The sequence below is a fragment of the Vibrio sp. YT-19(2023) genome, from assembly GCF_033337395.1.
In genome coordinates this window covers 1-682 of record NZ_JAWOQN010000538.1, presented here as the reverse complement: position 1 = coordinate 682, position 682 = coordinate 1, and the positions used below count along the sequence as shown (strand labels likewise).

Below are 682 nucleotides of genomic sequence, written 5' to 3'. Positions count from 1 at the left end.
ACTGGTTCAGATGGCCGAAAGCGATCCAGAAGGCTTTGAACAATTTCGCCACGAGATGGCAAAAGAAATGATAGAAAGCGCATCAGAAATGATGCAACCACGCTTATGGGCTCAGCAAAGCCATATTGATCGTGTGATTCGCAACTGTAAAAACCCTAATCACACCAACGTCGTGCTAATGAATGAACTACAAAAACAAGTCACGAAGTTCAGAGAAGCATTACAAGGAAAAGCGACGTCGGTTAAAACAGACAACGTAGTCGCCTTCAACAGAAACGATTTCTACTGATGTGAGAGTCACACCTTAGGCAGACTCCCACACTCATAAATCACTGTGGCTCAGGACCGTATTTATTCGGGCCTGATGTGCCTTTCAGAAAACCACACTCAATCAAAATCCAAAGCCCACAAATTAATGAAATCGAAGCAATGAACAGCTGTGGCGTTGAAGGCTCTTGCGCCATTGGGCTTGTCATCGGCGTTGCGATGCGACCAATCACCAAAGGAATATTCAAGCCTAACCAGTAAATCGATTTGTTGCGGTCATGCCATCTCTTTGTCGTAATAGCCAAATCAGGAATGAGCAGTACCAACAAGAATATTGGCAGTAACAGGTAAGAAAACGCAGGAAACAACTTACTGATACCCGCACCAAAACCTATAATCGAAATGTAGTAAATCA

The 682-nt window shown here is 43.7% G+C and carries 2 protein-coding genes; one reads left to right on the top strand and one right to left on the bottom strand.

The features are described 5' to 3' along the window. The first annotated feature begins 1 nt into the window (after nucleotide 1). Nucleotides 2-289, top strand: coding sequence for a DUF3135 domain-containing protein (locus R7E78_RS26985; protein WP_318058725.1), 288 nt, complete (start codon nucleotides 2-4; stop codon nucleotides 287-289). Nucleotides 290-329: 40 nt separating this feature from the next. Here R7E78_RS26985 and R7E78_RS26980 read toward each other — a convergent pair. Then, nucleotides 330-682 (bottom strand): DUF805 domain-containing protein (locus R7E78_RS26980; protein ID WP_318058724.1); only part of this gene is annotated, 353 nt, incomplete at its 5' end.